This is a genomic window from Olsenella sp. KH3B4 (assembly GCA_900111695.1).
In the GTDB taxonomy this organism is placed as follows: Bacteria; Actinomycetota; Coriobacteriia; order Coriobacteriales; family Atopobiaceae; genus Tractidigestivibacter.
Genome location: FOHD01000004.1, coordinates 38,627 through 61,133, shown reverse-complemented (window position 1 = coordinate 61,133; position 22,507 = coordinate 38,627). Strand labels below are relative to the sequence as shown.

General features: G+C 65.7%; 22 protein-coding genes. All 22 read right to left on the bottom strand.

Annotated elements, in window-relative coordinates; translation table 11 throughout:
* Positions 1-33: 33 nt before the first annotated feature.
* Complete coding sequence (gene murG / locus BMX94_RS04850; RefSeq protein ID WP_286160025.1) at positions 34-1,161, bottom strand: undecaprenyldiphospho-muramoylpentapeptide beta-N-acetylglucosaminyltransferase; 1,128 nt, start codon at positions 1,159-1,161, stop codon at positions 34-36.
* A complete protein-coding gene (gene ftsW / locus BMX94_RS04845; protein WP_286160024.1) occupies positions 1,148-2,713 on the bottom strand; it encodes a putative lipid II flippase FtsW in 1,566 nt (521 codons plus the stop codon). The genes murG and ftsW overlap by 14 nt, the downstream gene beginning before the upstream one ends.
* On the bottom strand, positions 2,713-4,134 hold the full coding sequence (gene murD / locus BMX94_RS04840) for a UDP-N-acetylmuramoyl-L-alanine--D-glutamate ligase (protein WP_091004369.1): 1,422 nt from the start codon (positions 4,132-4,134) through the stop codon (positions 2,713-2,715). Before murD ends, ftsW begins: the two co-directional genes overlap by 1 nt.
* A gap of 10 nt (positions 4,135-4,144) precedes the next feature.
* Positions 4,145-5,164 (bottom strand): phospho-N-acetylmuramoyl-pentapeptide-transferase, encoded by a 1,020-nt coding sequence (gene mraY, locus BMX94_RS04835; RefSeq protein ID WP_091004639.1) that lies wholly within the window; start codon positions 5,162-5,164, stop codon positions 4,145-4,147.
* Between the two features lie 5 nt (positions 5,165-5,169).
* Positions 5,170-6,609: a UDP-N-acetylmuramoyl-tripeptide--D-alanyl-D-alanine ligase gene (locus tag BMX94_RS04830; protein ID WP_091004368.1), complete on the bottom strand. Its 1,440-nt coding sequence runs from the start codon at positions 6,607-6,609 to the stop codon at positions 5,170-5,172.
* A 14-nt stretch (positions 6,610-6,623) separates the two neighbouring features.
* Positions 6,624-8,399, bottom strand: coding sequence for a peptidoglycan D,D-transpeptidase FtsI family protein (locus BMX94_RS04825; protein WP_286160023.1), 1,776 nt, complete (start codon positions 8,397-8,399; stop codon positions 6,624-6,626).
* A 53-nt stretch (positions 8,400-8,452) separates the two neighbouring features.
* Positions 8,453-8,941, bottom strand: a complete 489-nt coding sequence (gene ftsL, locus BMX94_RS04820) for a cell division protein FtsL (protein WP_286160022.1) — start codon at positions 8,939-8,941, stop codon at positions 8,453-8,455.
* A gap of 172 nt (positions 8,942-9,113) precedes the next feature.
* Complete coding sequence (gene rsmH, locus BMX94_RS04815) at positions 9,114-10,088, bottom strand: 16S rRNA (cytosine(1402)-N(4))-methyltransferase RsmH (protein ID WP_091004361.1); 975 nt, start codon at positions 10,086-10,088, stop codon at positions 9,114-9,116.
* Positions 10,089-10,109: 21 nt separating this feature from the next.
* Positions 10,110-10,544: a division/cell wall cluster transcriptional repressor MraZ gene (locus tag BMX94_RS04810; RefSeq protein ID WP_091004358.1), complete on the bottom strand. Its 435-nt coding sequence runs from the start codon at positions 10,542-10,544 to the stop codon at positions 10,110-10,112.
* Between the two features lie 452 nt (positions 10,545-10,996).
* Entirely contained in the window at positions 10,997-11,899 is a 903-nt protein-coding gene (gene xerD, locus BMX94_RS04805; protein ID WP_091004638.1) for a site-specific tyrosine recombinase XerD, read from the bottom strand.
* Positions 11,900-11,930: 31 nt separating this feature from the next.
* Positions 11,931-13,577 (bottom strand): CTP synthase, encoded by a 1,647-nt coding sequence (pyrG, locus tag BMX94_RS04800; protein WP_091004355.1) that lies wholly within the window; start codon positions 13,575-13,577, stop codon positions 11,931-11,933.
* A gap of 497 nt (positions 13,578-14,074) precedes the next feature.
* A complete protein-coding gene (locus BMX94_RS04795; protein WP_091004352.1) occupies positions 14,075-15,013 on the bottom strand; it encodes a TIGR02452 family protein in 939 nt (312 codons plus the stop codon).
* On the bottom strand, positions 15,000-16,667 hold the full coding sequence (gene recN / locus BMX94_RS04790) for a DNA repair protein RecN (RefSeq protein ID WP_091004349.1): 1,668 nt from the start codon (positions 16,665-16,667) through the stop codon (positions 15,000-15,002). Before recN ends, BMX94_RS04795 begins: the two co-directional genes overlap by 14 nt.
* Positions 16,667-17,524 carry an NAD(+)/NADH kinase gene (locus BMX94_RS04785; RefSeq protein ID WP_091004346.1) on the bottom strand — a complete coding sequence of 286 codons (858 nt, stop codon included), beginning with the start codon at positions 17,522-17,524 and terminating at the stop codon, positions 16,667-16,669. The genes recN and BMX94_RS04785 overlap by 1 nt, the downstream gene beginning before the upstream one ends.
* A 56-nt stretch (positions 17,525-17,580) precedes the next feature.
* Positions 17,581-18,375 carry a TlyA family RNA methyltransferase gene (locus BMX94_RS04780; protein WP_091004344.1) on the bottom strand — a complete coding sequence of 265 codons (795 nt, stop codon included), beginning with the start codon at positions 18,373-18,375 and terminating at the stop codon, positions 17,581-17,583.
* A complete protein-coding gene (locus tag BMX94_RS04775) occupies positions 18,372-18,680 on the bottom strand; it encodes an exodeoxyribonuclease VII small subunit (RefSeq protein WP_091004341.1) in 309 nt (102 codons plus the stop codon). Before BMX94_RS04775 ends, BMX94_RS04780 begins: the two co-directional genes overlap by 4 nt.
* 2 nt (positions 18,681-18,682) lie before the next feature.
* Entirely contained in the window at positions 18,683-19,273 is a 591-nt protein-coding gene (gene nusB / locus BMX94_RS04770) for a transcription antitermination factor NusB (RefSeq protein ID WP_177171329.1), read from the bottom strand.
* Position 19,274: 1 nt separating this feature from the next.
* The gene (locus BMX94_RS04765; protein ID WP_091004336.1) at positions 19,275-19,637 is read right to left on the bottom strand and encodes an Asp23/Gls24 family envelope stress response protein; all 363 of its coding nucleotides are present in this window, start codon (positions 19,635-19,637) and stop codon (positions 19,275-19,277) included.
* Between the two features lie 181 nt (positions 19,638-19,818).
* Entirely contained in the window at positions 19,819-20,382 is a 564-nt protein-coding gene (gene efp, locus BMX94_RS04760; protein ID WP_032110903.1) for an elongation factor P, read from the bottom strand.
* A 292-nt stretch (positions 20,383-20,674) separates the two neighbouring features.
* The gene (locus BMX94_RS04755) at positions 20,675-21,019 is read right to left on the bottom strand and encodes a DUF956 family protein (protein ID WP_091004333.1); all 345 of its coding nucleotides are present in this window, start codon (positions 21,017-21,019) and stop codon (positions 20,675-20,677) included.
* A 1-nt stretch (position 21,020) separates the two neighbouring features.
* Positions 21,021-21,410, bottom strand: a complete 390-nt coding sequence (locus BMX94_RS04750) for a DUF956 family protein (RefSeq protein ID WP_091004330.1) — start codon at positions 21,408-21,410, stop codon at positions 21,021-21,023.
* 163 nt (positions 21,411-21,573) lie between these two features.
* A complete protein-coding gene (locus tag BMX94_RS04745; RefSeq protein ID WP_091004327.1) occupies positions 21,574-22,506 on the bottom strand; it encodes a PTS system mannose/fructose/sorbose family transporter subunit IID in 933 nt (310 codons plus the stop codon).
* Position 22,507 lies beyond the last annotated feature (1 nt).

The following is a 22,507-nucleotide window of genomic DNA, read 5'->3' as shown; positions in this document are numbered from 1 at the left end:
CCGCAGGCATGCCGCAAAGGCAAACGCACTCGCCTAGCGAGCAGCCGCGCGCTCCACCACGTCGGCCAGCTTGGCAGCCGCACGGTCCTGGCCAAGGCCGCGCGCGCACTCCCGCATGCGCTCGCGCCTCTCGGCGTTACCCACAAGGTCGAGAAGGTCATGGGCAAAGTCGTCGCCGTCGATGGAGTCATCGGCGAAGAGGTCTGCCGCTCCGGCGTCCACCAGGTAGTGCGCGTTGGTGGTCTGGTGGTCGCCCGTGGCAAGCGGATAGGGCACGAGGACGCTCGGCACGGCAAGCGCGGCGATCTCGGCAATGGAGGAGGCGCCGGCGCGGGAGACCACGAGGTCTGCCGCCGCGAGGGCCTCGCCCATGTTGGAGATGTAGGGCACGATCTGCCAGCGCTCGCGCTCGGCGTCCGTAAGGCCAAGGGAGGACGTCACGCTGTCGTAGAGCTCCTTGCCCGTGGAGTGCACCACATAGAGCTTGGAGTTGGCGAGCAGGCGCTCCTTGAGACGCGTGACGGCCTCGTTCACGTGAGCGGCACCCAGGCTTCCGCCAAAGACCAGAAGCATCGTGGCGTCCTCGGGGATGGAGAAAGCCGCACGTCCCGCCTCGCGCGAGGCACCCAGGACGCTCTGGCGCACGGGGTTGCCCGTGAGCACAATGGCGTCGTCGCCGTGAGCGTGCCCCTCGAAGGCGGCACGCGCCTGCGGAAGCGACACGCACACGTAGCGCGCGTGGGGTGCGAGCGTCTTGTTGGCAAGTCCCGGAACCGAGTTCTGCTCGTGAAGCACGTAGGGGACGTGCAGCTTGCGGCAGCGGTCCATGAGGGCGAGCTCCACGTAGGCGCCAAAGCCCACGGCAACGTCTGGGACGCCCTTCTCGGCAAAGACCTCCCCCACCCGCGAGGAGGCCTTCCCCTCACGCACCAGGGCCGAGACGAGCGTCCAGGGCCGCGAGCGATCGAAGCCGGTCACGTGAATGGGCTCGAGCTCGAAGCCCGCCTGCGGGACGAGCGTCCCCTCGAGCTTGGCGCTCTGACCAAAGAAGCGCACGTGGTGGCCGCGGGACGAGAGCTCCTCGGCCAGCGCGAGCGCCGGGTTGATGTGACCTGCAGTACCTCCGGCAGCAATTGCCACCTCAAGACTAGTTCCTGCCACGCCTGCCATCCCCTCTTCCGGACCCGCGCCCGCGGAGCCTCTCCGCGGCACTGGGGCCAAGGTCTATCCTTCCGCCCTCGTACCTGCCCTGTCTGCCGTTCCGGCTGCTTGTGCCCCGTGGCCTTGACTGCGGGCGCCCCTGCCCGCCGCCGTCGACCATGCGCAGGCCGGAGGCGGTGTCCCCGCGCTGCCGCGAGGAGCGCGGCGTGGGACTGCCAACAAGCGAGATGCCCGGCCCAGGCGCGGGCGCGGCCCCTCTCGGCCGCTCGTCGCCATCCGCAAACTGCCAGGACTGGCGGCTGCGGTCGTGCACGGTCTCGGGCAGCGTCGAGTGGTTGGAGACAGAGACGATCATGCCCACAAGCATGAGGCAGCTAATGATGGTCGAGCCACCGTAGGACACGAAGGGGACGGGCTTGCCCGAGAGCGGCATGATGCCAAGGACGCCGCAGACGTTCACCAGGAGCTGGATCACGATGAGCGAGGTGCATCCGGCGGCGATGAGCCTGCCGCACATGTCGGGCGCATAGCGCGCGATGCGGAAGCCCGCCCACGCCAGCACGCCAAACGCGGCAAGCACGCCGAGCGTTCCCACCAGGCCAAGCTCCTCGCCAACCACGGCAAAGATGAAGTCGTTGTAGGCCATGGGCAGGTAGGAGTACTTCTGCTTGCTCATGCCCAGTCCCACGCCAAAGACACCGCCAGACCCAAAGGCGTAGAAGCCCTGGATGAGCTGGTAGCCAGAACCCGTGGGGTCACTCCAGGGGTTGAGCATGGCAACAATGCGGGCGCGCGAGTAGTCGTCCTTAAGCGAGATCGCAAGCACCCCCACGACGCCGACCCCAATCACTAGGAGAATCCAGCGACGATCCATGCCGGCGAGATAGGCCATCACGATGAGGGTTGCCGCAATGATCATAGTCGAGCCCTTGTCGGGCTGGAGAAGGATGAGCACGAGCGGGATGCCCACGAAGACCGCAAGGTTCTTCACGAACTCCTGGAAGCCCATGACCTGCTCGTCGTAGTAGCGCTCGGCGAGGTCTGCCGCCACAAGGATGATCGTGATCTTGGCAAACTCGGACGGCTGAAGCGTAAAGGGGCCAAGGGCGATCCATCGCGTGGCGCCATAGGCGTCACTGCCTGCGATGGGCAGGAAGATCAGCAGCAGGAGCCCGATGGTGAGAATCCAGATGACTCGTACAAGCGCCTTTCCCCAGAGGTGGTAGTCCTTTGTCGCAATGAAGACGGCAAGGCCTGCGCCCACCACGGCAAAGATGAGCTGGCGCTTGAGGTAGTAGGCAGGGTCGTTGCCCAGAGCGTCAGAGGTGAGCGACGTTATCGACGAGGCCGAGTAGACCATGAGGAAGCCAAAGCAGGCGAGAATCACCACCACGGCAATGAGGATGAGCCGCGGCTTCATGAACCTCTCGGGCACGCCGAGGATGGTCTTCTCGACCGACGAGCGGCCGGCGCCCCTCCCCTGGCTGCCACGCCCGGCGGAGGAACGGCGATGCGGTGCGGCGGAGCTCCGGTATGTGGACGCCTGGGCCACTAGCACAGCCTCCCTGCGGCAACGCGCTCGGCCGCCAGGCGCTTGAAGAGCTCGCCACGCTCCTCCATGTTGTGGAACTCGTCGAAGGACGAGCATGCGGGCGAGAGCAGCACCACGTCGCCGCCCTGGGCACGCTCGCAGGCTGCCGAGAAGGCCTCGCGCATGTGCGGCTCGCGCACAACCTCAAGCGCAGCGCCCGAGGCAGCAACCTCGTCCTCGAGGGCACGGGCGATCCTCTCGCCGGCGGCGCCGTAGCACACGGCGACGCGGCAGCGTGCCGCGGCCGCGCGGGAAAGCGAGGTGAGGTCGGTGCCCTTGTCGTGGCCGCCCAGCAGCAGCACGACGCTCCCCGGCCTGAAGGCCGTGAGGGCCTTCTCGACGGAATCGGTGTTGGTGGCCTTGGAGTCGTTCACAAAGCGAACGCCCGCGACCTCGCCGCACGGCTCGATGCGGTGCTCGAGCGGAGAGAAGGCGAGAAGCCCGCGGCACACGTCCTCCTCGGCAACGCCCAGCTCGAGGGCAACTGCCGAGGCGACAAGGGCGTTCTCCTCGTTATGCTCGCCCTTGATGAGAAGGTCTTTGGCGTGGACAAGCTCGTGCTCCGTGCCATCGAGGCGCACCACGAGGCGCCCCCCGCGCACGAAGGCGGCGCACGGCGTACCGGGATCTTCGCGCACGTCTACGCGGCACACGCGCAGGCCGCGCGCATCGAGGCGGCCTATGACGGCGCGGCACCAGTCGTCGCCGTCAAAGACAACGGCGAGGTCCCCTGCCTCGAGGTTTGCAAAGATCTTCTCCTTGGCGGCTGCGTACGCCTCCATGCTGCCATGCCATTCCACATGGTCCGGGGTCACGTTCATGAGGCAGGCAACGCGCGGGTGCAGAAGGCGCGTGGTTGCCAGCTGGAAGCTCGAGAGCTCGGCCACGAACCAGGAGCCGGGCTTGCGGGCGGCAAGGCGGCTCGTGATGAGGGTGCCGATGTTGCCCACGGCCTCGGCGGAGCGGCCACCCTCGCGGAGAAGCGCGGTGGTAAGCGAGGTCGTGGTGGTCTTGCCGTTGGTTCCGGTAATGCCCACCCAGTTATCCGGGCTCTCGCGCCAGGCAAACTCGGGCTCGCCGATGATTTCCTTGGAGCACCTGGCCGCCGCCTGGAAGAAGGCGGAGCTCACCGGGATGCCCGGGGAGGCAATGGCCAGGTCGAAGGTGCCCGCAACCTCCTCGGTACCCAGGACGCAACGCACGCCCAGGGCCTCAAGTGCGTGCGTGACCTCTCCCTCGTGCGAGGAGGCGCCGCCGAAGAGCGTGACGGAGGAGACCCTCTCGCCAAGCCCCGCCAGATAGCGGCAGACGGCCTCTCCCGTGTGCCCTATGCCAAGAACGGCGACGTCGCCAAGATGCGCCGAGGAACTGCTGACCTGCATGAGATGCCCCCTAGCCAAGCTGGAAGTACAGCGCGAAACCAAGGACCGCGAAGGCGGCCGAGACGATCCAGAAGCGAATGACGACCTTCGTCTCGCTCCAGCCCTTCTTCTCGAAGTGGTGGTGAAGCGGGGCCATGAGGAAGACGCGCTTGCCCGTGCTCTTGAAGCTCACGACCTGGATGATCACCGACAGCGCCTCGACGATGAAGAGCCCACCCATGACGAGCGAGCAGACCTCGGTCTTGGTGAGGACGGCAAGCGCCGCGAAGGCGCCACCCAGGGCAAGCGAGCCCGTGTCGCCCATGAAGATCGAGGCGGGGTAGCAGTTGTACCACAGGAAGCCCACGCAGGCACCCACGATGGTGGCAGCCAGCACCGAGAGGCCAAGCTGGTCCTCGTTGAAGGCGACCATGGCCATCACGACCATGACCACGAGCACCGTGCCGCCGGCGAGGCCGTCAAGGCCGTCGGTGAGGTTGACGGCATTGGAGAGACCGGCCAGAAGCAGGAAGACAAAGACCATGTAGAGCCACGGCACCCGCACGCCTCCAAAAGTGGAGGTAAGAACGCCCAGATCGAACGTCGCGCCGCCGGGGAACTCGATGGTAGGCGCGATTCCGCAGTAGTTCACCGCGACCAGGCAGAAGACCACGCAGACGAGGGTGAGGCCCACCATCTTCTGCGAGGGCGTGAGGCCAAGCGAGCGCTTGTGCGCCACGGACTCGATGTCGTCGAGAAGGCCCAGTGCGCCGGTCGCGAGCATCGCGAAGAGCGCGAGGAAGAGCATGGGCGACCAGGGGGCCATGAGGAGCGTGGTCACCACCACGCCGAGAAGAATCACGATGCCGCCCATGGTGGGGGTACCCTGCTTCACGAGGTGGCGCTTGGGGCCGTCGGCCCTCACCTGCTGGCCCAGCCCCTCGTGGCGCATGAGCTTGATGAAGAAGGGCATCACGATTGCCGTGATGACGGCAGCGACACCTGCCGCAAGAAGCACCTGGTAGCTCGGGTACGCCGGATTTCCCACAATGAACATCAGCGAAGCACTCCCCTCGCGAACGCATCCAGACCGCAGGAACGAGACGCCTTGACCAGCACGAGGTCGCCCTGCGAGAAGACGGGGGCGAGCGTCTCCACGGCAGCGTCGACCGTGGGGAAGAGCTGCAGGCGGTCCTCAGAGGCGCCCATCGTGCGCGCCGCCTCGGCCATCTCGGCGGCAAGCTCCCCGCCAATGAAGACAAGCATATCAAGACCCTTGGCTGCGGCATAGGCGCCCACGTAGCCGTGGAGGCGCCGCTCCTCGCTGCCAAGCTCGCCCATCTCGCCCAGGACGGCAACGCGCATGCCCGTGGCATCCATCTCGGAGAGGACATCGAGGGCAGCAGCCATGGATGCGGGGCTTGCGTTGTAGGAGTCGTCGATCACGCGCACGCCGCGCGGCGACTCCGAGACGGCCAGGCGCATGCTCGCGGCCGGCATCGCGGCCATGGCATCCGCCGCGGCATCGCGGTCGAGGCCCAGGGCATCTACCACGGCCATGGCGAGAAGGAAGTCGGGCACCACCTGGCGACCGGGGACCGAGGGCGTGACCCGCCTTGACCAGCCGTCCTTGCACGAGACGGTGAACGAGGCCACCCCCGTGCCGGTGAGCTCGACGTTGGTGGCGCGAACATAGTCGCCCTCGCGCTCGCCCACGTACGCCACGTCGATGCCCGCGGGGCGCGCGAAGTTCTCGGCAATGAAGGGCGAGTAGTCGTTTGCACTCGTGAGCACCAGCAGCGGCTCGACGCCACCCGACGCCACCATGCCCGAGACGACCTCGGCCTTGGCACGGGCGATGTTCTCGCGCGAGCCAAGAAGCCCAATGTGGCTCGTGCCCACGTTGGTGATCACAGCGAGTGTTGGCGCGCAGCAGGCGGCCATGCGACGGATCTCGTTGGGATGGTTCATGCCCATCTCGCAGACGAGAACCTCGGCATCGTCGGGCGCCGAGAGCACGGTGAGCGGCAGGCCGATGAGGTTATTGAGGTTGCCCTGGGTAGCGTGGACGCGGCGCGCGCTCGCGATGCCCGCGCGCAGAAGGTCCTTGGTCGTGGTCTTGCCCACCGAGCCGGTGACGCCCACCACGAGCCAGTTGGGGTGTCGGGCCCGCCACTCGTGGGCCAGGCGGAGCAGGAACTCCTCGGCGTCGTCGTCCTGGGGGCGCACCACGGCACAGCCGCGCTCATGGGCAAGGGCGAGCAGCGCCGCGTCTGGCTCGCGCGTCACCACGACGCAGGATGCCCCCGCCTGGACGGCGGCGGGCGCAAAGTCGTTGCCATCGACCTTCTCGCCGAGAAACGCCACAAAGACGGAACCGGCGCCCACCTTGCGCGAGTCAATCTCGACAGTGCCCTCGACACGCGCGGAAGGCGTCCCCTCGAGCAGCTGCGACCCCGTGGCGAGCACGAGGTCTGCGATGTCCATGGAAAGCATTGTTCCCCCCTGACCTAGTTGGTTGTCGAAGAGGCGCTTGTTGAGGCATCCGGAGAGATGCCGAGGTCTGTGACAGCCGCTTCCATTATCTCCTTGAAGGTGGGTGCCGCCGAGGAGAGTGCAAGGTGCGGCGTGCCGTTGAGGCCAACGTACACCAGGACGTCGGGGTCATCGGCGTTGGCAAAGCCGCACAGCGACGCCACGTACTTGCCCTGCTGGTAGCCGCCGGACTCACTGGCCTGCTCGCCCGTGCCCGTCTTGCCTGCAATGGTATAGCCATCGACCTGGCCGAGCTTACCGGTGCCGTCGGTCATGACCGAAATCATCATGTCGGTGACCTCGTCCGCCGTCTCCTTGGAGATGACCTGGTCGCCCGTTGGCCACTCGACCTCCTCGCCGCCCTCGGAGATGAGGAAGTGGGGCGTGGTGGGAATGCCGTCGTTGGCGACGATGCCAAACGCGCGCACGATCTGCACCATGGGCACGGCGAGGGCCTGGCCAAAGGCCATGGCGCCAAGCGTCGCTCCCGTGTAGTCCTCGTAGCTCGTCACGATGCCCGCGGACTCGCCGGGGTAGTCGATGCCCGTGGTGTGGCCAATGCCAAAGCTGTCCACACCCTCGGCAAAACGCTGGGCTCCAATGACCTCCTGGGCGAGAAGCGACACGCCAACGTTCGAGGAGCGCACGAGCATGGTGCGCACCGTCATGTCCTCGGATCCGCTGCGCGGCTCGTCGTCGGTCACCCAGTCGTCACCGGCGAGAATCTGCACGGGAACGTTGTAGACGCTGTTGGCGTTGAAGAGGCCATCCTCGACGCCAATGGCAACGGTCAGGATCTTGAACATCGAACCCGGCTCGTACGACGCGGTCACAGGTTTGAGCGTTAGGCCGTCGGAGCTGGTGTTGGCCAGGTCGGAGAGCTTGGCCAAGGGGGTCGAGCATGCCGCGTATATCTCGCCAGTCTTTGGGTTGGTCACCATGACCGAGCCGGAGTCGGAGTCGTAGTCCTCGACTGCCTGGGAGATGACCTCCTCGGCCTTCTCCTGGATGTCGATGTCGATGGACAGGACGAGGTCCTGGCCGTTCTTCGCCTCGGTGATCTGGGAGGTGCCGCCTGCGATGGGCGTGCCCGTGAGGCCGGTCTCGACGATCATCTGGCCGTCGGTGCCCGAGAGGACGTCGTTGTAGTAGTACTCGAGGCCGGTGAGGCCGTCGCCGTCGGAGCCCACGACGCCCAGCACCTGGCTGGCCACGTCGCCGTAGGGGTAGACGCGCTTGGTGTCGTCGAGGTAGTAGACGCCCTTGAGCTTGGCATCGGAGAGCTGCTGCCTGATGGTGTCGGCAACGTCGGTGTCCACCTGGCGCTGCACGTAGGCGAAGGTCGAGTCGGTGGTGAGCGCCGAGGTGTAGTCGCTTGCAGAGCCACCCAGGTTGGCGGCAAGGATCTTAGCCACGCCGGAGGGGTCCGTGATCTCCTTGGGGTTGCAGTAGATGGTCTTGCAGTCGACGCTCATGGCAAGCACGTTGCCGTTGCGGTCGTAGATGGTGCCGCGCTTGGCGTGCAGCGTGATCACGTTGGTGCGATGCTGTGCGGCCTCTTCGGAGAGGCTCGAGGCGTCAATCACCTGGAGCCACACCAGGCGCCCCGCAACAACGACGAAGACAATCATGAGGATGAGGAAGATCATGCGTGTGCCGCTGTCGAAGCCACCAGGGCCCGACCCGCCCGGCCTTGACGCGCGGGCGCGGTAACGGGCACGAGAGGCCTCGTCGTACGAGGCCTCCGGCATTCCACGCCGCCTTTGGCGGCTCTGTCTCATGCTCTCTCTCACGAGGGAGTAGTCTACGCCTCAGGGGCGGCCGTATCGGCGTTCGTCACGGACTGCGCAGCATCCCCATTCGCCGAAGCAGCGTCGGCTGACGCAGCGTCGGCGGAGACGCTGCCGGACGAGAGGTCGATCACCTCTCGGTTGGTCGAGAGGGTCATGCCGTAGTTCTGCGTGGCGATGCGGCTGATGCGGCTGGACGAGGAGAGCACGGACTTCTCAACCTGAAGGTCCTCGTTGAGCGTCTGCGCCTCCTTGATCTGGGAGCGCAGCGCCGAGTTGGCCTGGAGCGTCGAGACGGTTGCCGTGGAGAGCGCCACGCGGCAGGCGCCGAGCGCGATGAACACAAGAGCGCACACGACGATGGTGCGGACGCGGCTCAGGAACTGGGGGCTCACGCCGGCGCGGGCACGCGCGTCGAGTCCGCCACCGGTGACGACCGAGAACGACGGGCGCTCGTCGACGCGTTCGTCGCGGCGCTCGCGGCTCCTCTCGGCTGCGTCCATCCTGACGGCCTCTGACCCTTGATACCTCATTGCTGTCCCTTGTCTCCCGGCGATGCCGGACGTTGTGCGTGCTGGTGCGTTGGTGCTTCGTTGGTGGTGCGTTTGAGCTGCGTTTTTGGTGCGTACTGCTACGTTTGTGGTGCTATGCAGACGACCTTGCGGTCGGGTGCGACTAGTGCGTGCCTTCGTGCGTGACGTCGAGCTTGACCGCCACGCGCATGAGCGCGCTTCTCGCCCGGGGGTTGGAGGAGACCTCCTCCTCGCCTGCGACGAGCGGCTTTCTCGTCTTGACGTCGACTATCGGCACGTGTCCGCACACGCACACCGGAAGGTCCGGTGGGCAGATGCAACCCTGCGAGAGCTCGGAGAAGACGTGCTTCACGATGCGGTCCTCGAGCGAGTGGTAGGAGATGACGCAGATCCTGCCACCGGTGTTCGCCCAGCGGATTGCGGCACGAAGGCCGCGGTCGAGGGCGTCAAGCTCGTGGTTCACCTCGATGCGCAGGGCCTGGAAGGTCTTGCGCGCAGGGTGACCACCGTGGCGACGGGCCGCAGCGGGTATCGCTCGCTTGATCACGTCGACGAGCTGGAAGGTCGTCTCGATGGGCGCCTTCTCGCGCGTCTCCACAATGGCGCGGGCAATGCGTGCCGCGTACTTCTCGTCACCATACACGCGGAGGATTCGGGTGAGGTCGGCTTCGTTGTAGGTGTTTATGACCTCTTGTGCGGTTGGGGTGTCTTTCCCCGAATCCATGCGCATGTCTAGGGGGGCGTCCTCGTTGTACGAGAAGCCCCGTTCCGGAATGTCGAGCTGAGGAGAAGAGACCCCCAGATCGAAGAGGAAGCAATCCACACCGGGGACCCTGGCGCCAACGAGCAGCTGGTCAAGGTCTCCGAAGTTGCCCTTGAGCGGAAGGAACTCCGCTTGGGGCGCCTCTCGCGAGAAGCGCTCGGTCGCCGCCGTGAGAGCCATGTCGTCTTGGTCGATGCCAATCGAGAGGCCGTCGGGGGCGATTCTCTGCGCAAGCGCGATGGAGTGTCCGGCCCCGCCGAGGGTGCAGTCGCAGACCACCTCTCCCGGCTTGGGGTCGAGCTCGGCGAGGACCTCGTCGAGCATCACAGGTACATGCCGATATTCGGATGTCAAGGCGCTCCCCCTCCCCTTTGCCTACTCGCTAAAGAGAAGAGACTCGAGACGGTCGACCGCGTCGTCGGAAGCGAACTTCTCGTTCCAACGATCGGCGTTCCAGATCTCAAAGTGGTCGCCCGCGCCGACGATCATGAGATCGCCGGAGAGGCCCAGGCGCTGGCGCTGACCGCGAGTCGTCTCGTCGATCTTGCCAAGGGCAACACGGCCGGCGGAGTCAATCTCCACCGTGGTGGCCATGGCGTTGAGACGAAGCAGGGTCTCTGCGTCGTTGCGGCTCCTGGGGTCGAGGTTCAGGCTGTTGACCCATGCCTCGAACGCCTCGGGGGTGTAGCCGTAGAGCGCGTCCTTGCGCGGGATGAGCTGCACGAGCTCGCCGAACTGCTTGCGCAGGATGGCGGGAAGGGTGACACGGGACTTGGAGTCGAGGCTGCGCTGGTACTGGCCAGTCAGCATGTCGCCCTCCTCTCGTTGCCGCTCGCGCCCACGTTTGAACGTGAACAAACTATAGCCCAAAACCGACACCTAGCCACACCTAAAAACACTTTACGACACACAAGGAGGAATTTCGGCCCCAGGCGGTTGGAGGGAGCTTTCAACGGAGCGAGGGAGGATGCCGCCGTGGCCCCACATGTTGTGGTTGCCGGCAGCGGGGATACAACGCCGGCGGCGAGAAAGGCGAACGCCGGGAAACGAATTGTGTCGGTGGGATGAAGGCGACGGTGGGGCAAAGTGTGGGGCGGTGGCGGCCGGGGTGCGGAAACCCGCGCTGCGGCGCCACCCGGGCGCCCGAGGGTGCGTTCCCGCAGCAACCCCCGCACGAAACCCCCGCTGCGGCGCCAATCCGGCGCCATAGGGCCGGTTCTAGTAGCGACCCCTACGAAACCCGCTCTGTTGTATCGCGTGACCTACGCTCGCGCGTGAGCGCGGGGGTGCGCCGCCAGGTACACGCCGCGCACGTGCGTGCGGTCAACGTGCGTGTAGAGCTGTGTGGTCGAGATGTCGGCGTGGCCGAGAAGCTCCTGCACAACGCGCAGGTCGGCACCGCCCTCCAAAAGGTGCGTCGCAAAGCTGTGCCTCAGCGTGTGCGGGTGCAGCCCGCGCACCCCCACCACGCGCCCCGCACGCTCCACAATCGCATGCACGGACTGCCGAGAAATGCGACCGCCCCGCTGGTTGAGAAAGACTGCCTGCGTGGGGGTGCGCCCCACCAGCCCCGGGCGCCACTCCTCGAGGTACTCCCCCATCACGCGCGCAGCCGAGCCCATGATGGGCACCACGCGCTCCTTTGACCCCTTGCCAAAGACGCGCACAACCTCCTCGTCCAGCCGCACGTCACGCAGGTCGAGCCCGCAGAGCTCGGAGACGCGCAGGCCACATCCGTAGAGCGTCTCCAGAATGGTGCGGTCGCGCTGGCCTGCGGCGGTCTTGGGGAACGGCTGGTCGAGAAGAGCCTCGGCCTGCTCCACGCTCAGCACGTCGGGCAGGCGCGCGGGCTTGGCGGGCAGCGGCAGGTCGGCCGTGGGGAAGTTCTCGCATATCTCGTCCGCAACCATGAAGCGGTGGAAGCCCTTGATGGCCGAGACCGCACGCTCGACTGAGGCCGGCGCAAGCCCCACGTCCACCAAGGCGGCGACGTGGGCCTCTATCGCCTGGCGCGTGACGTCGTCGGGGCTGGTGACGCCCTTCTCCGCAAGCGCCGACAGGTAACGAGAAAGGTCGCGGCCATAGGCCGCGACCGTATTGGGCGATGCGTTCCTCTCGATAGAGAGGTAGTTGAGGTACTCGCGCCGCGCGCGAGAGAGGTCCATCGTGGCCATGGTCGGCCGCTGCGACCCGCCGCTACCTGGGGTTCACGTCGTGACGGTCGACGCCCTCGTGGTGGGCGATGGCCGCGCGGACGAACTCGCGGAACAGCGGCGCCGGCTTGGTGGGACGGCTCTTGAACTCGGGGTGAGCCTGGGACGCCACGAACCATGGGTGCATGGACTCGGGAAGCTCGACCATCTCGACCAGGCGGTTGTCAGGCGAGAGGCCCGAGATGACCATGCCGGCGTCGGTGAGCTGCTTGCGGTAGGCGTTGTTGACCTCGTAGCGGTGACGGTGACGCTCGTAGATGAGCTCCTCGCCGTACGCCTCGGAGGCAAGCGTGCCGGGGACAACCTTGCAGGGGTAGGCGCCAAGGCGCATGGTGCCGCCCTTCTCGGTGACGTCCTCCTGATCGGGCATGAGGTCGATCACGGGGTAGGTGCACTCGGGCTCGAACTCGCTGGACATGGCACCGGGCAGGCCCGCAACGTTACGGGCAAACTCGCACACCGCCATCTGAAGGCCGAGACAAACTCCCAGATACGGCACCTTGTTCACGCGAGCGCGATTTGCCGAGAGGATCTTGCCCTCGGTGCCGCGCAGGCCAAAGCCGCCGGGAACCAGAATGCCGTCGTAGCCAGCGAGCTCCTCGTCCACGTTCTCCTCGGTGAGCTCCTCGCCGTCAACGAGCTTGATCTCGACGTGGCGGTCGTAGTAGACGCCGGAGTGGTGCAGCGCCTCGATGACCGAGAGGTAGGCGTCGGGCAGCTGGGTGTACTTGCCCACCACGGCGATACGGGTCTTCTCGGGCAGGGAGTTGGCCACGTGCATGGCATCGGTGAAGTCGTTCCAGTCGCTCATGTCGCGCTCGCGCGGCTCAAGGCCAAGCTTCTTGCAGACCTTCTCGTCGAAGCCCTGCTTGGCGAGGTGCATGGGCACGTCGTAGATGGAGGGGCAGTCGGAGTTCTCGAATACGCAATCCTCATCCACGTCGCAGAAGTGCGCGATCTTTGCACGGATTGAGGCGTCGACCTCGTGATCGGAGCGGCACACGATGAAGTCGGGCTGGATGCCCATGGAGCGCAGCTCCTTGACGGAGTGCTGCGTGGGCTTCGTCTTGACCTCGTGGGCGGCCGCGATGTACGGGACAAGGCTCACGTGGATCACGAGGGTGTTGCCGGGGCCCTTCTCCTTGCGGAACTGGCGCATGGCCTCGACGAAGGGCTGGCCCTCGATGTCGCCGATGGTGCCGCCCAGCTCGGTGATAACGACGTCGGCCTGGGTCTGCTCCTCGATGCGCAGGAAGCGGGACTTAATCTCGTTGGTGACATGGGGAATGACCTGCACGGTGCCGCCGAGGAAGTCTCCGGCGCGCTCGCGCTGGATGAGCGACTGGTAGATGAGGCCCGTGGTGAAGTTGGACTCGCGGGTGAGGTTCTCGTCGATGAAGCGCTCGTAGTGACCGAGGTCGAGGTCGGTCTCCTTGCCGTCCTCGGTCACGAAGACCTCGCCGTGCTGGAAGGGGCTCATGGTGCCCGGGTCAACGTTGAGGTACGGGTCGGCCTTCTGCATCATGACCTTGTAGCCGCGGGCCTTGAGCAGGCGTCCGAGAGATGCCGCCGTGATGCCCTTGCCGAGGGAGGATACGACGCCGCCGGTCACGAAGATGTGCTTTGTCATGTGGGTTTGCCTTCCCGTAGTGAAGCTGCTGTTTCTACGGGTCTTTATTCTAGCGCGAGAAAGTCGTGGACGTGACGCCGCTCACCGACTGCACACGGTTGTTCAAGTGGTTTTCGGAATTGCGGGCCACATGGGCGACAGACACCAGGTCGCCGCTACGGCGCGCATGACTACTGACGCCTCCCCGTGGGGTTGCGGGGTTCCTCGGGTGATCCGCGGGAGTCCCGTGCTCAAAATTTGCGGTTGACGGCCCATTTTGGGCGAATCGTTGAGTACGAAGACGCTAACTTTTTGCGAAGCCGCAGGTAGGCAAATGGCACCCACGAGGTGATACTAAGCGAAACCCCGGATTTGGGCAGTCAACCGCGAATTTTGGGCAGAGGGGTCGCCTTTCAAGAGCAAACAGCGCCCAAATACGTCCTAAACCACCGTCGGGCTCGAGATGGTCACATCCCGAGCCCGACGAAAGCCATCTATCCCGCTAGAAACCGGACGTGCTAAAGGTACTTGCGCCAGTCGTCCTCGTCCTCGGCGTCCTCCTCGGCGGCAGGCTGGGACGCGCGCTTGGCGGCAAGTTCAGCACGGCTCTGGTACGGGGCGTCGTTCTTCTCTGGGAAGGTAGCAAACACGTGCTGGAAAACCTCGAGGTTCTCGTCGGCGCGCCCGCGCGGCACAGGGAAGGTTACCCTGGAGGCCACATGCGTTCCGCCGGCAAGCTCGACACGGAAGAGCTCCGCGACCGTAGCCGCATCCCAGCCAAAGGCGCCGCAGCCAAAAGCACCCAGCACCAGCTTGTCGTAGCCAAGCTGGTCGGCAATGGCCATCACAAAAGCAATGCGCTCGCGCATGGCCGTGACCAGCACGTCATCGGAGACGCGGTAGTTCGCACGGGCAAGCACGGCATTTGGCGCGGCGCACACGATAACGTCGGAGTACGAGTGATACTTGTCGCGCTCGAAGCGCACGGCGGGCACGACAAGAGCGCGGTTGCGATAGAGCTCGCAATTGATATTGCGGCGACGGTTCTCACCGTACCAGTCACGCTTCTGCGAGAGCACGTTATACAGAAACGACTCTGAGCAGAGCGCCTCCTCCTGCGCCCAGGCGCCGCGATCGTAGCCGCCACCGGGGTTCACGAACGAGGCAAAGTCGAGCATCGCCAGGTCGCAGCGGCTCGCAATGCCACGGCCCAGACGCAGAACCGCCGAGGTGCTATCTTCCTCGACAACCTCGACCTGGGGCACCACACCCTCGCAGGTTGGTGCGGCGGGCATGCCCGTCACCTCGCGCGTGCCGGCGAGCGACGATGCGATCTCTGACGAGAAGAGCTGGTCCATCCGGGCGATGTGCCTCGCAGCCAGCTGGGCGCGGCTTGGCCCGCGCCGCGCGCCACCCTCGTTCCTGCCCTTGGGCTGACGATCTCTATCTTGTGCCATCGGAATCCCCTCCGTTGCTGTTGCCTGCGTGTTCGAGCATCTCCCGGGCATGGGCGAGCGACGCGTCGCCCGTGTCTCCCGAGAGCATGCGCGCAATCTCGGCGATGCGGTCGTCGCCGGCGACCTCGTCGATCTTCGTCTCGGGGGGCGCGCCAGCCGCACCTGACACCTTGTGAACCAGGTAGTGACGGTCGGCCATGACGGCGACCTGTGCCAGGTGCGTGACCACAATGACCTGATGCGTGCGCGCGAGGTCGCGCAGCACCTGTGCGAGCGCCACGGCCGTGGCTCCGCCCACGCCGGCGTCGACCTCGTCGAAGACGAGCGTATCGCAGCCATCGGCATCGCCCAAGGCAACCTTGCAGGCGAGCATCACGCGGCTCACCTCGCCGCCCGAGGCAATGCGTCGCAGCGGGCGCGCAGTGAGGCCGGCGGCAGGCCGGTAGAGGAACTCCACGCGGCTTGGCCCCATGCTCCCCCACTGGTCGGGCGGCAGACGCGTCTGCGAGACCGCAAGCGATGCCGAGCCCATCTCGAGACGCGACATCTGCGCGCTGACCTCGGCCGAGAGGCGCGGCGCGCCCTTTTCGCGCACGGCATCGAGCGCATCCGCCGCCTTGGCAAGCGCAACCTCCGCGGCGTCGAGCGCCTGCTGGGCGCGTTTCTCGGCCTCGTCGCCACCCTCGCTTGCGGCGACCACGGCAGCGGCCTTCTCGCGGCGCGCAAAGACATCCTCCATGCGCGGGCCAAAGCTGCGGCGCAGGCCTTCGAGGCGAGAGAGGCGCTGCTGCATCTGCTCGAGAGACTCCGGATCCCACTCGACGCCATCCGCGTAGTCGCGCAGGCTCGATGCCACGTCCTCGATGTCGATGAGCGAAGACTCGAGCGCGTCGGCCCAGCTACCGAGCTTGGTGTCATAGGAAGAGGCATCGCGAAGCGCACGCACCGCAGCCGAGAGCGAGTCCGAGGCCCCATCGTCACCCGCAACGAGGCTGTGCGCGCCGGATGCGGCGGCCACGAGCGCCTCGGCGTGCTCGGCGCGTGGCAGGGCCTCCTCGAGCTCCTCGTACTCGCCCTCGCGCGGGGCAACCTCGTCGATCTTCCTCAGCGTGAACTCGGCTTCCTCGAGCTTCTCGGCCCCCGAGCGCGAAAGCTCGCGAACGCGCTCGAGCTCGTCTGCGGCCGCGCGTGCCGCGGCAAGCGCGGACTGGTAGGCATCGAGCGCCTCGGTGGCCGGGGCGCCCAGCCACGCATCAAGTATCTCCACGTGCGAGGCAACCGAGAGGAGCCGCTGGTGCTCGTGCTGCCCGCAGAGGTCGACCGTCCGGCCTACGCCTGCCGCAAGCTCGCGCACCGAACCCATATGGCCGTCTATCTCGACACGGCCACGGCCGTCTGCCGAGACGCGCCTGCGTACCACGCACCCATCGGGGTCTCCCCCACGCTCGAAGAATCGGCCCTCGACCTCGAGGGAGTCTGCCCTCTCACGCACCGAGCCGGCATCGGCACGCTCTCCCACCAGAAGCTTAATGGCCGAGAGGAGCGCCGTCTTGCCGGCACCCGTCTCGCCGGTGAGCACCGTAAGACCGGCGGAGGGCTGGATAGTTGCGTCCCTGATAAGCGCGACGTCGCGCGCATGCAGCTCGTCGAGCATCAGCGACCAGCCCTGCCGTAGAACACGCGCGAGACCGAGTTGTAGAAGCTTTGGGCGCTGTGGTCGAGCAGGAGAATGTCACCGGGCCCGCGACGTACCGTGGCGTGAACGGGCACGCCGTCCTGGCGCTGGCGAACGTTCTGGCCGTCAGCAAAGAAGTGGCGCGCGACCGGGCGCTCGGGGCTCATCTCAATCTCGACAACGTCCGACGGTGCCGTGAGGAAAGCGCGGGCCATGATGGTATGCGGCGCGATGGGCACGCAGACCATGCCCGAGAACTCGGGCGTCACGATAGGTCCGCCGGCGGCGAGAGCATACCCCGTGGATCCGGTTGCCGTCGAGACAACAAAGCCGTCGCCGCGCAGCGTGTCGATGTGGTTGTCCGAGACCGAGACCTCAAACTGAACCATGTCGCCCTGACCGCCGCGCGAGACGGCAAAGTCGTTAAGGGCAAAGCTCTCCACCTGGTAGGAACTGCCGTCCTCGCACGCGAAGGTGCTCTCTATGGCAAGCGTTGCCCTGTGCGAGACGTGCAGCTTCCCCGCAAGGGCGCTCTCGACGGTCTGGATGAGCCGGTCCGGACCTGCCGTGGTGAGAAAGCCCAGGTGACCATAGGAGATGCCCAGCATGGGAATCTGCGAGTAGCCCACAATGCGAGCGGCGCGTAGCAGGGTACCATCGCCCCCCAGGGAAACCACGAGCTGGCAGCCGGAAGGGTCCTCGGCGTAATCGGGGAAGCGCTTCTTGTCATGCGCCCACACCGCCTCGACGCCCTGGCCGGCAAGCCAATGCTCAAGGGCATGCGCGCCTTCGACCGCATCCGGACGCGCGTAGTTTGGGACGATAAAGACCTTCACGCAAACCTCCAGCCAAACAGGTGTACGAAGCACAACCTAGAGTGTACCCCCACTTGCTAGGCCAGGGACACCGCTCCCCCGTTAACGACCGCCTTGAGGTCGAGGGTGGCAGGCACTGCACCACGGTGCCCGTAGAGGAGGTACTCGACGTTACCCTTGTGGCCGCGCACGGGACTCTCGCAGCAGCCAACGGGGCCAAGGTCCGCAGCCAAAAACGCAGCGGCAATGCACTCAAGCGCGCGCAGGCGAACGCTGGGGTCTCGCACCACGCCACCCTCGCCCACCTCATTGCGGGCTGCCTCAAACTGGGGCTTCACCAGCGTGAGGAATGCCCCGTCTGACGAGAGGAGCGAAAGCACCGCAGGGAGCACCGTTGTCACAGAGGTGAAGGAGACGTCGCAGACGGCGAGCCGGATGGTGCCCGCGCGCTCCGGGGTGGGGACGTCGACGATGTTCGTGCGCTCGAGGAGGGTCACGCGGGGATCGCTTCTGAGCGACCAGTCGAACTGCGCGTAGCCCACGTCCACCGAGAGCACCGAGGCGGCACCGTGCTTGAGAAGGCAGTCGGTGAATCCGCCGGTGGAGCATCCCACGTCCAGACAGGCTAGACCCGTTGGATCGATGTCGAAGGCCTCGAGGCCGCGCTCGAGCTTAAGGCCCCCACGACTCACAAAGGGAATGTGTCCGCGCACATGGAGGAGGATGCCCGGCTCGACCTGCTCACCCGCGCGCTCGAGGCGGCGGTCCTGCGTCGAGACCTCGCCAGCCATCACGGCGCGCATAGCGTCCTCGCGGTTGGAGAAGAAGCCCTGCTCGACCAGCTCGTCATCGAGCCTCCGGCGGCGTGTCACGAGGCGCTGCCGCCCTCGGCGGCATCCGGCACAGCGTCATTGGAAGGCGCGGCGGCGTCCGCGGACTTATCGGCGGCCTTCTCGCTGGGGGCGCCTTCGTCGGCGAGCATTGCCTTCTCCTCAGGCGAGAAGTCCGTGGCATCGACGAGCTCGACGGCCTTCGAGCCCAAGGCAATGGCCTCGTCGAAGAGGTCGAGCGAGCGCTCGAGCGAGACGTCACGGTCGCGCACGGCGCCCACGATGTCATCGAGGCGCCGCGTGATCTGGTCGAAGCTCTGGTACTGTGAGACGTCCGGCTTGGCCATGGCTACTCCATGGCGTCTTCGGTGGTAGAGGCCTCGTCGTCGGCACCGCCCGCGGGGGCCGCCTCGTCGTACGGAGCCTCGAGCGTCTCGTCTTCCTCGCCCGTCTCGTCCAGCGCAGCGTCTGTCCTTGCCTTTGCAGCCGAGTGAAGCGCCTGGCGAGCCTTCTCGTACACGTCGACACCGGCGTTAACGTCGGCAGCGACGCTGCCCAGCACGCCGTTGATGAAGCGCGGCGACTCGTCGGTGCCGAAGGCCTTTGCGAGCTCGACCGCCTCGTCGATGGCCACGGCAACCGTGATGTCGTCCTCCTCGATCATCTCGTAGAGGGCAAGCCGCAGGATGTTGCGGTCGACGATGGGCATGCGAGAGAGGCTCCAGCTCGCGGAGCTGGCGCGAATGACGGCGTCGATGGCGTAGCGGCGCGAATCCACGCCGAGCGCGAGCTGCTCGCCGTACGGATCGAGCGGGCCGTCGCTAATGGCGTAGTCTCTCGAGAGCACCTCCTCCACCGTGCGGTTGTTGACATCGGCCTGGAAGAGGAGCTGTAGGGCTTGGGCGCGAGCAAGGGTGCGCCCTCCAAAGCGACCGGACACGTTACTCCTTGGGGAAGACGAGGCTGTCAATGCACACATCCACGGCGGTCACGCCGACGCCCACCTGCTCGGTGATGGCGTTGGCAACCTCGCTGCGGACGTCAGCCGCAAGCTTGGTGAATGGATAGCCGTAGAAGACGGCGAGGTGAACGCAGACACGTAGGCCGCCGTCCTCGACGGAGGACTCGACGGCGGACTCGGGGGCAACCGAGTTGCTGGTAAAGACGCTGATGAGGCTCGAGGTGATGTCGTTGCCACCCACAGAGGCAACGCCCTCGACGCGCTTGGCGGCGAGAGACACGACGGTCGAGATGACTCGCTTGGAAATGCCGATGCCAGAAACGTAAAGCTCGCTTTCGGCCATAGGTGGCCCTCCTTGTGCTCGGTTCGTTGCCGCCACGCGACGGGCGTGCTTGTCCGCCGCAGACCCCAAACACTGCCAGTATAGACGTTGCCGGCACTTGGGAAGCAGACGCCCGCGCGGCAGTGGCCACGCGGGCGCGTGTGCGGGTTGAAGTTGGCGCCGTCAGTGCCTGCGCTCGATGCTAGACGCGAGCGACGAACTTGCCGTCGCGGGTGTCGACCTTGATCTTCTCACCCTGGTTGAGGTACATGGGGACCTGGATGGTAGCACCGGTCTCGATGACGGCAGGCTTGGTGCCGCCCTGGACGGTGTCGCCCTTGAAGCCAGGGTCGGTCTGGGTGATCTCGACCTCGATGAAGGTGGGAGGCTGAACGGCGTAGAGGACGTCGTTTGCGTACTGGAGAAGGCAGATGTCGTTCTCCTTGAGGAACTTGTCGTTGTCGCCGATGAGCGCCCTGTCGACAGGAATCTGCTCGTAGGTCTCGGTGTCCATGAACCAGAAGGAGGTGCCGTCGTCGTAGAGGTACTGCATCTCGCGGGTGCGCATGTCGACGCTCTCGAACTTGGCGGACTGCTGGAAGTTCTCCTCGTTCACGCGGCCGGTGCGGATGTCACGGTACTTGGTGCGAACGTAGGTGTTGCCCTTGCCAGGCTTAACGTGCTGGGCCTCGAGAATGACGCAGTCCTTGCCCTTGATGTTGACGCCAAGGCCAGCCTTGAGGTCGGTGATGGAAAGTGTAGCCACGAAAAGGTCTCCTTCTCCCTTGCCCGGGCACACCGGGCAGTTTCGTACGGCGGTACAGTATAGACGCCTTGGCACGATGGCGCGACCGGCTCCGGGCGTCTTCCAAAAACGTGCAAAAAGGGGCATTGGTGCGAACGTTTGGGCAAGCGGCTGACATACACCCGTTGCCTCGAAGATAATGCCGCGGATTCTCGCCGGTTAGGACTTCTCCGAACGTTTAGCGGCCCTTAACTGGCGAAATCCCGCGGCATCGCGAGAGCGCCGCCGGAACGCCGGATCTGGGCCGGCGGGGCTACCTCCCGGCGTTCACATCGACGAGACGGTCACGCCCCACATGGGCCGCAATCGCACGCAGGGCACCGAGGGAATCTGCCGCAATCATCACCAGGCGCTCCCCCGTATTGGTCTCGACCGTGAGGCTGCGCACGTGCTCGCGCACGATGTCGCAACGCACTTCGTCGACGTCCGCCCACTCCACCTGAACCCTGCCGCGCGCGGGATCCTCGGGAACAAAGTCGATGCCCTTCTCGCCCAGCTCCCAGACGCCGGGCCGAGGAAGCGGTCCCTGCAGCAAGTTGCCTCGGGTCGAAAGCTCAATCTGCGCGTTGAGCGCCCGAGAGGCGCGAGCCCCAGCCATGCTAGTGCCCCAGGCGGCCGACGGTGTTGTTCCACAGGCCCTTGGCCCCAGCACCGACGACCTGGAAGAACGAAGGAGAGCGAAGGAGACGCTCGGCGGGCACATGCTCGCGAATGGCACGCAGGCACGCCTTGTTGTCGCCTGTCGAGAAGGTGAAGTGGCGACCGTCTTTCACAAAGATGGCAAAGCGGGGAATCGTCTTCTTCGCTATGACCGACGCCGAGACGTAATCGACCTCGTCCCAGGGAATCTGGATGAAGTCCTCGACGTTCTTCTCGTTGTAATACTCGAACGCCACGTCGCCCAGCATCACGTTTCCGCCGGACGTAAGCCCGTCGAGATTCGTCGCGCGGTCCGTATAGTCGACCCTCGTGTTCTGAGACTGCGCCATGTGGTAGCACCCTTCTCGATACCATACTACTGGCTGCGGCGAGAAGAACCGCCGCGCCTTCACCCCAATCAAACGGGGCCGCACCCCATCAGCGTAGCAGGGTGCGGCCCACAGTGCGCGCCATTCTCGTTGGCGCAACGCCCGGAAATCCGGGGAGAGAAGCCTAGAGCAGCCCGATGAGGCGGCCGAGGATACCCACGCCAAAGAGGGCGAGGATGATGACAATCGGCGAGACGTTCTTCTTCAGCAGCTTGCACACGAACAGCGTGAGGGCCACGGCGGCGAGGCCGGGGATCAGCGAGTCGAGGTTCTGCTGGAGGGTGGTGACCTTCATCTGGTCAAGGCCGTTGGCACCGAGCGCAGAGTACTGCGTGAGGGCGTTCTTGATGCCCTCGGCGTCGCCGGTGATGGTCGACCAATCGATGTAGGCACCGGCCTGCTGCTGGATCGTGGAGACAACCGGCTTGAAGCTGATGGTCACCCAGCGCTCGACCAGGGCGCCGATGACGAACATACCGAGGATGGAAGCGCCCTCAGTGATCTTGCCAAGCTTGCCGCCCGAGAGGTCCTTGGAGATGTCGGCACCAGCGCGGTAGCCAGCCTCCTGGGTGTACCAGAGGAAGGCAAGGCGGATGACGTTCCAGAGCACGAAGAACAGGATGGGGCCGAGCGGGGAGCCACCCAGTGCCAGAGACGCACCGAGGGCGCCGAGCAGCGGGCGCACCGTGTACCAGAAGACGGGGTCACCGACGCCGGCGAGAGGACCCATCATACCTACCTTGACGCCCTGGATGGTGACGTCGTCGATGGGCTCGCCGTTGGCGCGGCCCTCCTCGAGGGCGAGGGTGACGCCGATGACGGGTGCGAAGACGTACGGGTGCGTGTTGTAGAACTCGAGGTGACGCTTCAGGGCCGCAATCTGGTCATCCCTGTTGGGATAGAGCTTCTTGATCGCGGGAATCATGGCGTAGCACCAGCCGCCGTTCTGCATACGCTCGTAGTTCCACGAGCCCTGCAGGTACTGGTGACGGTTGAAGACCGCGAGGCGATCCTGCTTGGTAAGGTGGACGCCCTTTTCCTGAATCTCTTCTGCCATT